Below are 12,688 nucleotides of genomic sequence, written 5' to 3'. Positions count from 1 at the left end.
GTGCGACTGGCGGATGTCCCGTACTCGCCGCACTTTCGCGAGTACGCGGAATTGACGGACCCGGCCCTGCTGCGGCTGGCGGATCATCGGCTGGCGTCTGCTGATCCAGCGTCGCTCGCACAGCGGGTCGAGGACCCGTCGGTGCCGCTGGGCGAGCGGTTGGCGGCGGGGAGCGTGCTCGGCCTGGTGGGTGATCCGCGGTTGACCCCGGTCCCGGCCACTCGGGCAGTGGACGGCGGCGACATTCGTCGGGGCCTGCCGCCGGAGGAAGTCGCCGCGGTCGTGGCGCGGTGGTCACATGTGGGCGTCGTGGCGGACTGGATCGAGAAGGAGACACCGGACCACACGGTGTCCGTGCCGGACTTCTGGATCTGTACGTATCCGGTGACCAACGAACAGTACTGGAAGTTCCTGACCGACACCGGTGGACAGTCACGGCCGACGACCTGGTACCTCGGAGCGTTCCCGTGGGACCGGTCGAACCATCCCGTCGCCGGGGTCACGGCGGCGGACGCCGACGCGTTCGCCGAATGGCTGAGCGGGAGCACCGGCCATCCGTGGCGGTTGCCGACCGAGGCGGAGTGGGAGTACGCGGCCGCCGGGCCGGATCGTCTGGAGTTCCCCTGGGGCGACACGTTCGATCCTGCCCTCGCCAACACTCGGGAGAGCGGGCTGCACACCACCTCGCCAGTCGGGGCGTTCCCTGGTGGACGTTCCCCGTTCGGCGTGCTTGATCTGGCCGGCAACGTCGAGGAATACGTCCAGGACGACTATGCGCCGTATCCCGGTGGCCGGCACGTCGCCGACCACTTGGTGGAAACCATGGGGACCTACCGGGTCGCTCGTGGCGGCAGTTTCTGCCGTTTCGGAGACCTGACCCGGACCCGGCGACGCCATGGCGCCTTCCCCGGGCCCCTGTATCCGGTCGGTTTCCGTCTCGCCACGAGCGTGCGGCCGTGACGGGCCCCCGAGTGCAGACCGATGCGCCGCCAGCGGGTATAGCGCGGGCGCTGCGGGAACGCGCCGGGCGCCCGCCATGTCCGTCGTTCGCTGAGGTGGAGCGGCAGGCACACGCGGTGTTGCCGGAGTTGGCCGCGCTGCGCCCGACTGTCGGCGCCACGCCGGTGATCCCGGTGCCGAGCAGGGCAGGCAAAGGGACGGTATGGCTGAAGATGGAAGCCACGAACGCCACCGGCTCGATGAAAGCTCGTACCGCCTACGCGCTGCTGTGCGGAGTTGTCGCCCGCGCCGGAACCCGTGCTGTGCGCCTCACCGAGTACTCCGGCGGCAGCCTGGCCTTGGCCTTGGCCGAGTTCTGCGGTGAACTCCACCTGGACCTGCATCTCGTGGTGCCGCACGGGGCCTCACAGCGACTACGTCGGCAGCTCCACACCCAGGGCGCGAAGGTCTCCACCGGCCTGCCGGGAACCGGCTTCCTCGGCGCGATGGAGGCGGCGGTACGGGTGGCCGCGGAGGAGAACCGCGAACTGCTGCTCCAGCACTGCGCGCGTGACGTCGTCGCGATGCACCGGGAACATACCGGTGCCGAACTGGTCGACCAACTGCGGCAGGCGGGCGTACGGCCCGAGGCGTTCGCCGCCGCGGTCGGCTCCGGCGGGTCCGTGATCGGTATCGCGCAGGCGCTGTGGCCCTGCGAACCCGACTGCCGGATTCTGGCTTTGTTCCCCGCGGAGGCTCCTTACGGAGACCCGGCTCCGCCCGGTGAAGCGCCCAGGATGAGCGGCACCGGTGGTCTCGGCCACGGGCTGCGCCAGCCGCTTCTCGAGCCACACGAAAGCCGGATCGAGCTGTGCACTGTGGCGTATCCCGAGGCGCTGGTGGCGATGCGACACCTGCGGGCAACCCACGGGGTGGCGGTGTGCGGCAGCGGCGCGGGTGCGTGGCTCGCCGCGTCGACCGTCGTCGACGCTGCGGCCCCAGTTGCCGCAGCGGTCGCGCTGATCGCAGCCCGTGGAACAGCGGAGGAATGGGCTCATGCGGATGCGAGATGACTACGCCGACTATCGCGAGACTGTCAGCCGGTCGTTCGCCGACTGGTACGGCAGCGAGCGAGACTCCTGGACCGGCGCCGACACCAACGACCGGGTGACGGAGTTCGTGGTTCGATCCGCCCCGCCCGAGGCGGGTGGTCCGCGCAGGGTGCTGGACATCGGCTGCGGGCGGGGCCACCAGACGGTGCAGTTCGCCGAGCGGCTGGCGGCTGATGTCATCGGTCTGGACCTGCTGGACGTGTGGGACGCACCGGCGGCACGACGAGGCAGCGCCCGGATGTGCCGTGGCGACTTCCTGTCGTTCCGGGACAGTTCGATGGACCTCGTCGTGGACAACGGATGCCTGCACCATCAGCGCCGCGAGGAATGGTCGGCCTGGGTCCGGCACGGCCGGGCGCTGCTCCGCCCCGGCGGTGTGTGGGTGGTGAGCTGCTTCCTCAGCCCGGTGGCCGAAGTGGTGGCCCGCCCGCTACCCGATGGACGGTTGAACTGGTGGCTCACGGAGCAAGCCCTGGTGGAGCTGTTCGCCACCGCGGGCATGACCGTCACCAACCGCGACGAGATCGATCGCCACTTCCGTCACCGGGACGGTTACTGGCTCAAGTACCTCGTCGTGGCTTTCAGCAGGGAGTGACCGTGCACATCGTCATGGTGGAAACCACGGTGCCGCAAGGCTTTCACCACATCGAAACGCTCGCCGCGACGGGCGTCGAGGTCAGCTTCGTCACCGAGGACCTGCGGCGCTACGCCACCCAACCCGGCTTCGATGGGCACAAACTGGCCGCGCGCACGGTCGAGTTGCCCGCCACCAAAGACGTGGAGGACCTCGGTGTCCAGCTCACCGGCCGGCTCGGGCCCAGCCCGGTGGACGGCGTCCTCTGCGTGCATGACCAGTACGTGGTGGCGGCCACCTGCCTGGCGCGGGATCTGGATGTGCCGCACGAGTCACTTCGGACCGTCCGGCTGCTCCGGGACAAGGCCGCCGTGCGACGGCGTTTGGCGGAGGCCGGGATCGGATCGCTGCGCTGGCGACTGGTCCGGAGCGCCGAGGAGGGATTGGTTGCCGCAGCGGAGATCGGCTACGCGGTGGTGGTCAAGCCGCTGCGCAACTACGCCTCGATCGGGGTAGGTGTCGCGTGGAACGCCCAGCAACTGGGCAGGCATCTGAGCGCGGCCATCGGAGACGCCGATGAACCGGCACTGGTCGAGCAGTACGCCTTCGGGCGGCAGGTGAGCGCGGAGCTACTCGTTCAGGACGGCCACCCCTTCGTCCTCGGCTTCGCGGAGCGCCTGCCGACCCCGCCTGGCATCACCGCGGAACTGGGAGGGCATTTCCCTGCGCGGTTCGAAGGGATGGGCGCGGCCCGGCGCTTCGTGGTCGACCTTGTCCGGGCGCTCGGTGTCAAGAACACCGCCCTGCACGTCGAACTCGTGGTCACCGCCACCGGGCCGGAGCTCATCGAGGTCAACGCCAGAGTCGCGGGGCACGTGGTGAGCGAGCAGATGAGCCTGGCGCTCGGCAGATCCGTCACGCTCGACCTGCTGGCACTCGCCACCGACCGTCCGGTCATGCCGCCGTCCGAGCCGGTCAGCACATTGGCGTTGCGGCACTTCTGGTCCTCGCGTGCGGGGACCGTCCAGTCGATCGACCTGCCGGAGGCGGTGCCGGCCGAGGTGGTTCGTTGTGACGTGATCGCACGGCCAGGAGATCAGGTACGACCGCTGCGACACAACTTCGACCGGATCGGTTACGTGCTCACCGAGGCGTTCTCGGCCGAAGCGGCGATCGGCGCCGCGGCCGAGGTCGCCAGCCGGGTGCTGGTGGAACTCTCCGACGAGGATGTGGTCCCGACAGTGCCGCAGGAGCGAACAGAACACGGTCGGCACGTGCTTTTGCTGCTGGACGAAGACGGCACGGCCGAACGGATCCTGGACGCGGCGGGCGCGTCCACCCGGCACGTGAGTGTGTTCTGGTGCGGCGCACCGGCGGCCGGTGACGACCTCAAAGCACATTGGGCGGACCGGTATCTCGGCCGATGGGCGTGCCCCGCCGACGGCACGCAGGCCCAAACGGCGCTCGGCGAACTGCATGCCGCGGATCCGGTTCACGCGGTGATGAACTTCGCCCCCAGGTTGGTGTCGCTCGCCGAGGAGCTGCGCGCAGTCCTCGCCGGGGACCGTGACCGGGAAGTCGCGGTGCCCGGCGAGGTTCGGAGGCAACCACCGGGCCCCGGGTACGTGGTCGTGCTTGTCGCGGCCGGCGACGTTCTCATTCCCTGGGCGCTGCTGGAGGATCTGGGCGAGCACGTTCCAGGCGACCGCACCGTACAGGCTCCCGCCCGTCTGCCCGAGGGCGAGCGGATCGCCTTGACCCGCAAAGCGGTCCGGGCGGCGGAACGGGCCGACGTTCGAACCGGCGTCGTCCGTTGTCACGTAGCGAGGGAGGCCACCCGGACTGGGCCCGTGACGGTTCTCCCCGGAATCGACGACCACACCCGCGCCCTGTGCGACGGATGGCTGACCGGAGGTATCGTGGCGGCCGCCCTGGCCGCCGCGCTGGGCACCCGGCCGTCGGTGCCCCGGCCACGGCACCCCGCAGCGGTCCTGCGGGAACTCGCCGGGCAAGTCGGCTCCTTCCGGGTCGCCGAAACAGCCCGCGCGGACGAGCTGTACGCCGACCCAGACGTCAGCTACGTCGATGCGACACTGGCAGCCGGTACCGTCCACAGGCCTGCCCTGAGCCAGGACGCACTCGACCGTGGCCAACTGCCTCGACTGGCCTATGTGGTCACTGGTGACAGCCTGGACGCGTGCCAGAGGAGCACTGCCCGAATCGAACGCGGCCTACGGTTCCGGCACACACCCCTGGACCGCACACACGTCCTGATCGTCGACAGGTTCGGTGCCACAGGGTGGACAACTCAACACGGGGCACCGGTTCTGCCCACCGACCGGTTCCGGGTCAGCGTCATCACCTCACGTCCGGTGACTGGTGACGCTGAGATGGCCGAGCCCGACTTGCTGGTGCGCGCCGACGTCTTCGACCACGGCGCGCTGGTCGCGCTGGCCGAGGCCGTGCACGCGACTTACCCCGTCGACCGCATCGCGTGCGGGACCGAACATCTGCTGATGCCGACAGCGCACCTACGCGCCCGGTTGGGCGTCGCAGGCCAGTCGCCACGGCGGGTTCGGCAGGTCCGGGACAAGGCTGAGATGAAACGCATCGCCCAGTGCGCGGGAATTCCGCACGCGCCCGGCTTGGTGGTGCACGAACCGGCCGACGCGATCCGGTTGCTGGAGGCCCACGGTGCCGTTGTGGTGAAGCCCAGGGACCGGTCCGGCGCTCAAGGGGTGACGATATGCCGGGACCGGGCCGCTCTCGACGCCTGGCTGCGGCAGGAGTTCATGCCCGGTGCGCAGCTCGCCGAGGCGTTTCAACCCGGCCGCGTCTGCCATGTCGACGCCATCCTGCACAACGGTGTGGTCGCGTGGGAGGTAAGTTGCTACGGGCAAGACGCGTTGAACTTCTCTTACGGCGCGTCGGTGGTGTCCCAGACCATCGATGACGACCGCCTGCGCGGGCACGCCCGCGAACTGCTTGATCGCGTGGTGTCCGCTTGGGACATCCAGGCTGGCGTGGTTCACCTTGAGGCGTTTGACGCCGGCTCCCACTTGGTCTTTTGCGAGCTGGCCGGCCGGGCAGGCGGCGGGGGCATCGTGCCGGCGTTTCGGGCCACCCGTGGCGTCGACTTGCGACACGCGCAGCTGGTGATCGACGCCGGCGACGATCCGCGGCGCATCGTCGGCGAGCCGGTGGCGCCCCACGCCGGCTGGCTGGTCCGTTACTCACCAGGCGGGCGGCTCGTGGCGTACGACGACTCCGCTGTCGCCGATCTGGCGGTGCACCGGGAGATGAACTCCGTGGTCGGCGACGAAGTGCCGCCGTCGGCGTTTCGTGGCACCGGCTTGGCCACCTATGTCTTCGCCGGGAACACCGGGGCGCAGGTCAGCGGGCTGCTTGAGCTGGCGTCAACCGGCATCCGGTGTCACATCGAACCCCCTGATCCGACCGTCGTCCAACCCACGGAGGGGAATCGATGATCCTCGGCATCCTTGGCAGCGCGTCGAAAGACTCCATCACCCGGGTCGCCTTGCTGGCGGTGCGGGACCGGCTGGTGGCTGCGGGAGAGTCGTTCGACCTGGTGGACCTGGCCGTCGAGTACCGGGAGCTGCACGACGTCGAGCAGTACGACGATCCCGATCCGGTCAGCCAGACCTGGGCGCTGCGCCGGCGGGTGGCCGCGGCGGCCGCCGTCGTCCTGGCCACTCCGGTGTACCACGGTTCGTTCAGCGGACTGCTCAAGAACGCGGTCGACCACCTGCTCGGTGACGCCTTCGCCGGTCGGCCGGTCGGCCTGGTCGCCAACGGCGGCGGGCCGCGCAGCGGTGGCGGTGCCTGCGACCAACTGCGGTCGGTCGTCCGGGCACTGGGCGGGTGGTCCGCGCCCACCCATCTCGCGATCACCGGGGCGGACTTCATCGACAGCCGCCCGAGCCGGTTCACCAGCGAACGGATGGACGCGCTCGTGAACGAGCTGCGCACCTTCGCGACCGCGTCACGGACCGGATTCACGACCGAATGCCCCGCAACAGGATGAGGAGGCCAGTGCCTTGCTGACAGACATCGAAATCACCGGAAGCGTCGACCGGCAGCGGGTTCGCTCGGCGCTGCGGGAGGGGTTCTTCCTGGTGCGCCACACCGTGCCGGAGTCCTTGTTGGACGATGCGTACGCCTTGCTCACCGAGTTCTTCGAGCTGCCGGCGGACCAGAAGGCGCAGTGCGTGGTGCCGGGGAGCAATGGCCAGTCCGGCTACACCCCGCCCGGGGTCGAGACGGCGGAGAAGGCCACCGTTCCCGACTGGAAGGAGCTCTTCCACTGGGGAGCCGAGCTGCCGGCCGGTCACCCGTTGCTGACACGCTATCCGGCCCGCTATCCACCACCGCTGCTGCCGGAGCAGCTGGTTCCCGGCATGGCAGCGCCCCTCAAGGAACTCCACGCCAGCATGGTCCAGTTCCAGCAGCAGGTGATGGCGGCCATCACCGAGGCCGTGGGCGCTCGGCCCGGCTACTTCGCCGAGATGCTGCAGGACGGTCCGGTCGTCAACCGCGCGAGCTGGTATCCACCGATGGACCAGGCGCCGTCGCCCGGGCAGGTCTGGGCGGTGGAGCACCAGGACTTCGACTTGATCACGGCACTGCCCAGGGCGACCGCCGGTGGTCTCGAAGTGCTCCGTGAAAACGGTGAGTGGATGCCCGTCGACGCTCCCGACGGGTACGCCGTGATCAACGTCGGCATGGTGCTGGACCGGCTGACCAACGGGCTGGCCAGGGCGGCGGTGCACCGGGTGGTCGCCTCCACCGGGCAGACCGGCGGGCGGCTGAGCATCGTGCAGTTCTGCCACCCGGCGCCGTGGACGGTGTTGACGCCGCTGCGCCCGCTCGGCACGGACGAGGTACCGAGGTACCCGACGCTCACCGCCGACGACCTCTTCCAGCGCACGATGTTCCGGATCAATCGCCTTGAGGCGTCGGCTGGTGAGGTCCGGTGACCGGCCGGGCAGGCGGACCGGACCGGCAGGACGGAGCGCACCTGCTGCTCATCGTCGGGCTCAGCGGTCTGGCCGCCGGCCAGGCGTTGGCCGCCGCGTTGCGGGTCACGTCGACCGTGAGCGTCGCTTTCGTCACCGGCTGGGTGGACCCACAGCCGGTACGTGAGCAGTGGGAGCGGCACAGCCAAGGCGGTGAATTCCGCACGGTCGACAGCCTCGACGGCGTCGTCTCCGCGGCTGTCGAGTTGCATCGCCGACGACCGCTGGACGGCGTCGTCACCTACTCGGAACGCTTGTTGCGACCGCACGCCGAGATCGCGCACCGGCTGGGGCTGCGGGGCAATTCACCCGCTTCGGTCGCGGTGGCGCAATCCAAGCTACGGCAACGACAGGCGCTGGCGGCCCGAGGCGTGCCGTCACCGCGATTCGCCCTCCTCCGGGAGGAGGCCGACGTGTCGGCGGCCGTCGCCACGGTCGGCCTGCCGGCCGTCTTCAAGCCCTCGTTCGGCGCGGGCAGTCAAGGGGTGGCGCTGGCCCGCACGGCCGGCGAGGTGTGCGAGTTGCTCCGCCGCGGCAAGACGACGGACACCGCGCTCACCCGCCTGCAGAACGAGGACGCTTTCGTTCTCGAGGAACGCATGTCGGTGGAGGGCGCGCCGGGCTCACCGTACGCGGACTATGTCAGCGTGGAGTCGCTGCTGCTGGACGGGGAGATCGAGCACGTGGCCGTCACCGACCGGGTCCGGTTGTCCCACGGGTACATCGAGGAAGGAATGGTGTTGCCGACCCGGCTCGGCAAGGAGGCGGCGGACGCCGTCGTCGAGTGCGCGGACCAGGCCATCAGGGCGATCGGGCTGACCGAAGGAGCGGCGCACACCGAGGTCGCGCTGACGGCGACCGGGCCCAAGATCGTCGAGGTGAACGCACGCGCCGGCGGCCCTATCCCAGGCATGCTCATGGCGGCGGCGGACTACGACTACGCCGCTGCGATCGCGCGCGCGGCGCTGAACCTGCGCTCGGCGGGGCGTGGCGCGTTCACCGCGGCGAGCTGGTTCCGGTACATCCCGATTCCGTACGGGGAGTGGCTGGTCGCCGCGCAGGCGTCGCCAGAGGAGGTACGCGCGCGGTTCCCCGAACTGGTCCAGCTGAGCCTGCGGTTCGGGGTAGGCCGACGGATCAGCCGGCACGGTACCCAACACCTGGGCACCTTCACGGTTCGCGGCACCGATCTTGACCACGCACGCGCAACAGCTGCCGCGGTCGAGCGGGCCATCGGCTTCAAGCTGGAGCCTGTCGACGTCCCACCACCGGCCGACGAGCCGACTGGACGGGCAGACGCGTCCCGGACCGGGCGGTGAGCATGGCGCGGCAGCCCGCCGCAGCGGCCGGTGACAGCGGGGGAGTACGGCCCGTCCGGACGGCACACGCGACGCCGCCCGGGGGCGAACGGCTCGGCCTTCTGCGGCAACTGAAGGAAGATCTCGACGTGGTGGTGGCGCGGGACCCGTCACGGCGTGATCGGTGGGAGGCGGCGTTGCACGCCCCATGGCAGGCGCTGGCCGTGTACCGGCTGGCGCACCGGCTGCATGGCCGCGGGCATCGGGTGACCGCCCTGTCGTTGACGTGGCTGGGGCGGGTGATCTCGGGGATGGAGCTCAGCCCCGGTGCCCGACTGGGCCGGCGCGTCTTCATCGATCACGGGTTCGGCGTGGTCGTCGGCGAGGGCACCGTCATCGGCGACGACGTAACGCTGTACCACAAGGTGACTCTCGGTTCGCGCGGGTGGTGGCAGGCCTCCGGCCCTCCGGCGCGACGTCATCCCGTCATCGGCGCCCGGGTACGGGTCGGCGTCGGCGCCTCCGTGCTCGGTCCGGTTGTCGTGGGCGACGATTGTTTGATCCGGGCGCACGAGCTGGTACTCACCGATCGGGAACACCCGTGACTCGACCCGAGCCAGCACGGGCCGCGCCGCCACGCCTCTACGGCGTGGGCCTCGCGGACGCGATCGGTCTTGGCATGTACCTGGCCGTCTCCGCTGTGTACCTCAACGTCGTCGTGGGGATCTCCAACCACGAGATCGGCGTGGTGCTGGGCGTTTCGGGAGCGGCCTCCGTGCTGGCGGCCCTGCCGCTTGCCGTGTTCGCCCAGTGGTACGGGTTACGCCGCTCGTTGATCGCGTACTTCGCAGCGAGGGGACTGTGTTACCTGGCGCTGGCGTGCGCCGTGGATCTGGTCACGGCGTTTCTCGCAGTCGGCTTGGTCGGCCTGTTCAGCCGCGGCACCGGGCCGTTGGTCCAGGCGGCGACGGTCGCCGGCGCCGACTCGGCCGTGGCGGTCCAAGCCCTGGCTCGGCTCCGGATGCTGCGCAACGCCGGAATGGCGGCCGGGGCGCTACCCGCCGGAGCCGCCATCGCCGCGGCGGAGGAATGGGCGTTCCGGTCGGTGATGGTGACGTGTGCGCTCATGTTCCTGGGTTGCGCGCTGCTGTCCAAGGGGCTGCCGCGCCACGGCGAGATCCGGCAGCCGGTTCGTGGCGGTGCCGGCGTTGGCCGGGACAGCCAGTTCCTTTTTGTGACCGCCATGTACGGCGCCCTTGTTCTCAGCGCCATTCTGCTGGGTGTCGGCTTCCCGTTGTGGATCGTTCAGCGTTCGAACGCCCCGGCGTGGAGCGCGGGGTTCGTGCACCTGGCCAACACCGTCCTCGTCGTGACTCTCCAGGTACGGATAAGCACAGGCTCCGAACGACCGGCACGAGCTCGCAGCATGATGATGACCGGTGGGCTACTCGCCGCCGTCGCCGCCGCCACGATGCCGTTGTCTGCCTTCGGTACGAGCGCGCAGGCGCTCGCGGTGCTCGTCATCGTCGTCGTGGTGATGACCTTTGCCGAGCTCTACATATCGGCGGGTAGTATGGGCCTTGCATTGGCGCACAGCCCGGAAGATCGAAGACCGGTCTATCTTGCCACGTACAACTTGGGATTCGCGGTGGCGACCGTGGTGGGGCCTCCGCTGGTGGGCTTGGGACTGGCAGCGGGGAACCTCGGCTGGTTCGGCTGGGCCGTCTTCTTCGCTGTCACTGGGCTGCTCGCCCGAACCTTGCCCACGCAACCGCGCGCGGTCGGCTCCAAGGGCACGTAGTCAGTCCAATGTGGTGTGTCCGTCGGGTGGCGCTGTCCCGGTCGCGAGTGCGACGGAGAGTTGGACGGCACCCAACTCGGTGCCCGCGCACACCACCCGGACCTGGTAGTCGCCGACGACGGGCAGCGGCACCTGGGTGAGCGTCACCGCTTGGGCGAGCATGAACGGACCGAGCGGCGCTGTCCCGTCCCCGAGCGCAGGCTGCAGCGTGCCCTGCATGGTTGCCAACGGCCCGGACTCACATCCGAGTTCAACGCTGAGGGGTAAGGCTTCGTCGTTGTCGGAGGCGGTCATCTCGAGGACGAACACGACGGCGAGGCTGGGGTGGACGGTGGGCAGCCGGTCGACCGTGAGCTGGTTCCAGCCGCCACCGTGGACGTAGAGCTTGCCGTCGGCCACCGAAGCCGCGTCCGCGAGCATGGCGAAAGCGAGTCGCATGCTCATGCGATGGCCGATACGGTGAGGAACCAGGCGTCGGGGGTACCGGACACGTGCCAGACGGTCTGGGCGACCGGTGCGATGAGTGTGTTGAGCGCGGCACGTACCGATCCGGCCGGGAGGTCGGCGGGGACCGGTGGCCCGTCGTCGTCGCGGAACTCCATGAACAGCTGGATCTTGTACCGCGGGATGGCGACGTGCTCCTCCAGCACCCGCCACAAGCCCGTTCCCGCGACGGTCAAGGGCGGGACTGGCTCGTCGAGCACGGATGGCACGGGGAACACGTTGACCAAGCCGTTCGCGACGATGTCCCACTGATACCCGGGATTCGTCGTGGCCACCGCCTCCAGTATCCCCTCGGCAGTGCGGTAGGTCTCCGGCGCGGGCTCAAGGACTCGGCTCGTGTCATCCAGACAGCACAAGCGTATTCCCAGGCTGCGCAGCAACTGGCTGGCTTCCGACGGGGTGGGTCGCGTGTCCACGGGGGGCAGGCGCCGGTCGAGCACGTCCGTCCAATCGGGATGTATGTGGCCGGTCACGGTTTGTACGGCTCCGTAACGGAGTGGATGCCGACCTTGTCGGTGGCGAAGTACAAGGGCATGGTCTGTCCCTCCAACGGCGGCCCGACGGTCTGGTTGAGTTCACGGCGCAACGTGAACGGCCCGGCGAACGTGGTCCACGTGCTGTTGTCGGTGGTGTACTGGTAGAGCTGCGAGCTCTCCATGATGCCGGGGAGCGGGCGGGGACCGGCCGGTTGGAAGTCCGTGTCCCGCACCGCGGAGGTGGGCATCCAGTGCGTGTCGGTCACACCGATGAACTCGATGACGTTGGGGCTGATGACGGTGGTCCGGGACGGCGCGAAGCTGACCCCGCCCGGCGGGGGCGGCAGGATGGTGGGGTTCGGCGGGTTGATGCGGTGGGCGAAATCGTTGCGGCTGTATGTGACGTACTCGCGCCACTTCAGGTTCGGTGCCTGCGCTTGCAGGTCGGACACCTGCCCGGAACTGCTGCCGCAGCGGAACTTCAACTGGAACCCGTACCTCGTCGGCCCCGGGGTCCATGAGGTCAGGATCTGCTGCAGGTCGACTGGCACCGCGGTCCCGACCGCGTCGAGAGCTCCGGCGTCGGCGACGTCCGCATCCACGGCGTCGAGAAAGGTACCGCCGGTGCCGTCGTCGCCCTCAGCGGTCGAGAGCACGTCGAGCAACGAGGATTCGCGACCTCGGCTCGCCGAAGCACCCATGAGCCGGGTAACGGCGCCATTGCCCGCGAACGTCTGGAGACGCATGATTTCCGACGCGGCACCGGCACCGGGACCGACCGCGGTGGACGTGCCAGGGTTGGCACGTGACGTCGAGGCTTGAGCCGGTTGCTCCTGGCTGGCCTGGCGCTGACCATAGGTGCTGCTCATGACGCCCTCGCCCCCGGTTCCAGGTCCGCTCACGGGCGACGACTGCCGCCGCCTGCCGTACCTACTGTCGTACAGGTGT

General features: G+C 69.6%; 12 protein-coding genes. 9 read left to right on the top strand and 3 right to left on the bottom strand.

The window, feature by feature from the left end; all coding sequences use genetic code 11:
* Genes ALI144C_RS31540 through ALI144C_RS31500 form a run of 9 tightly spaced genes read left to right on the top strand, consistent with a single transcriptional unit; the run spans nucleotide 1 to nucleotide 10,760 of the window.
* Entirely contained in the window at nucleotides 1-960 is a 960-nt protein-coding gene (locus ALI144C_RS31540) for a formylglycine-generating enzyme family protein (RefSeq protein ID WP_076990808.1), read from the top strand.
* Complete coding sequence (locus ALI144C_RS31535) at nucleotides 957-2,012, top strand: PLP-dependent lyase/thiolase (RefSeq protein ID WP_083753552.1); 1,056 nt, start codon at nucleotides 957-959, stop codon at nucleotides 2,010-2,012. The genes ALI144C_RS31540 and ALI144C_RS31535 overlap by 4 nt, the downstream gene beginning before the upstream one ends.
* Nucleotides 1,996-2,646 carry a class I SAM-dependent methyltransferase gene (locus ALI144C_RS31530; protein WP_076990806.1) on the top strand — a complete coding sequence of 217 codons (651 nt, stop codon included), beginning with the start codon at nucleotides 1,996-1,998 and terminating at the stop codon, nucleotides 2,644-2,646. Before ALI144C_RS31535 ends, ALI144C_RS31530 begins: the two co-directional genes overlap by 17 nt.
* Before the next feature lie 2 nt (nucleotides 2,647-2,648).
* Nucleotides 2,649-6,113, top strand: a complete 3,465-nt coding sequence (locus ALI144C_RS31525; RefSeq protein ID WP_143230987.1) for an ATP-grasp domain-containing protein — start codon at nucleotides 2,649-2,651, stop codon at nucleotides 6,111-6,113.
* The gene (locus ALI144C_RS31520; RefSeq protein WP_076990804.1) at nucleotides 6,110-6,670 is read left to right on the top strand and encodes an NADPH-dependent FMN reductase; all 561 of its coding nucleotides are present in this window, start codon (nucleotides 6,110-6,112) and stop codon (nucleotides 6,668-6,670) included. The genes ALI144C_RS31525 and ALI144C_RS31520 overlap by 4 nt, the downstream gene beginning before the upstream one ends.
* Before the next feature lie 13 nt (nucleotides 6,671-6,683).
* A complete protein-coding gene (locus tag ALI144C_RS31515) occupies nucleotides 6,684-7,622 on the top strand; it encodes an isopenicillin N synthase family dioxygenase (protein ID WP_076990803.1) in 939 nt (312 codons plus the stop codon).
* Nucleotides 7,619-8,980, top strand: coding sequence for an ATP-grasp domain-containing protein (locus tag ALI144C_RS31510; protein WP_076990802.1), 1,362 nt, complete (start codon nucleotides 7,619-7,621; stop codon nucleotides 8,978-8,980). Before ALI144C_RS31515 ends, ALI144C_RS31510 begins: the two co-directional genes overlap by 4 nt.
* Nucleotides 8,977-9,564, top strand: a complete 588-nt coding sequence (locus tag ALI144C_RS31505) for a serine O-acetyltransferase (protein ID WP_202819097.1) — start codon at nucleotides 8,977-8,979, stop codon at nucleotides 9,562-9,564. The genes ALI144C_RS31510 and ALI144C_RS31505 overlap by 4 nt, the downstream gene beginning before the upstream one ends.
* Nucleotides 9,561-10,760, top strand: a complete 1,200-nt coding sequence (locus ALI144C_RS31500; protein WP_143230986.1) for an MFS transporter — start codon at nucleotides 9,561-9,563, stop codon at nucleotides 10,758-10,760. The genes ALI144C_RS31505 and ALI144C_RS31500 overlap by 4 nt, the downstream gene beginning before the upstream one ends.
* Here ALI144C_RS31500 and ALI144C_RS31495 read toward each other — a convergent pair whose 3' ends face one another.
* From ALI144C_RS31495 to ALI144C_RS55820, 3 genes are read right to left on the bottom strand one after another with little or no spacing between them, the layout of a single operon-like run.
* Nucleotides 10,761-11,204 (bottom strand): DUF6941 family protein, encoded by a 444-nt coding sequence (locus tag ALI144C_RS31495; protein ID WP_143230985.1) that lies wholly within the window; start codon nucleotides 11,202-11,204, stop codon nucleotides 10,761-10,763.
* Nucleotides 11,201-11,737 carry a hypothetical protein gene (locus tag ALI144C_RS31490; protein ID WP_076990798.1) on the bottom strand — a complete coding sequence of 179 codons (537 nt, stop codon included), beginning with the start codon at nucleotides 11,735-11,737 and terminating at the stop codon, nucleotides 11,201-11,203. The genes ALI144C_RS31495 and ALI144C_RS31490 overlap by 4 nt, the downstream gene beginning before the upstream one ends.
* Complete coding sequence (locus ALI144C_RS55820) at nucleotides 11,734-12,609, bottom strand: hypothetical protein (RefSeq protein WP_076990797.1); 876 nt, start codon at nucleotides 12,607-12,609, stop codon at nucleotides 11,734-11,736. The genes ALI144C_RS31490 and ALI144C_RS55820 overlap by 4 nt, the downstream gene beginning before the upstream one ends.
* Between the last annotated feature and the right edge of the window lie 79 nt (nucleotides 12,610-12,688).

It is taken from the genome of Actinosynnema sp. ALI-1.44 (assembly GCF_001984155.1).
In the GTDB taxonomy this organism is placed as follows: domain Bacteria; phylum Actinomycetota; class Actinomycetes; order Mycobacteriales; family Pseudonocardiaceae; genus Kibdelosporangium.
Note: the sequence above shows the minus strand (reverse complement) of the source record. Positions and strands in the feature narration are given on the sequence as shown.